The organism is Streptomyces sp. 4F14 (genome assembly GCF_048159485.1).
Classification (GTDB): Bacteria; Actinomycetota; Actinomycetes; order Streptomycetales; family Streptomycetaceae; genus Streptomyces.
In genome coordinates this window covers 1-320 of sequence record NZ_JBLRVY010000390.1, presented here as the reverse complement: position 1 = coordinate 320, position 320 = coordinate 1, and the positions used below count along the sequence as shown (strand labels likewise).

Below are 320 nucleotides of genomic sequence, written 5' to 3'. Positions count from 1 at the left end.
AGAGGGTGCGCGCTCCTCCGGTCTCTGGCTGGAGGGATTGAAAAAACAACATGGGGATGATCGGTTTCGACAGCGGCTGTCGAAGCAGGGGAAGCGTGTCGAGGAAGCGGCCATGATCTCGTAAACCACAGGCCGAAAAAATAATCGCCAACACCAAGCGCGATTCCTCCCAGCAGGCCTTCGCCCTCGCTGCCTGATCTCAGGTAGCAGAGCGAGCCTCCTACTACGGGAGTGTCAGCCCGGGGCTGTTCCCGACCCGGATCCTGGCATCAGCTAGGGGACTAAACCTTGATCCCGGTCACGGGGTGAAGAGGGAAATC

The 320-nt window shown here is 59.4% G+C and carries 1 other RNA gene; it reads left to right on the top strand.

Annotated elements, in window-relative coordinates:
* Positions 1-52 precede the first annotated feature (52 nt).
* Positions 53-320: a transfer-messenger RNA gene (gene ssrA / locus ACLZOT_RS51250) on the top strand; the annotation flags it as partial.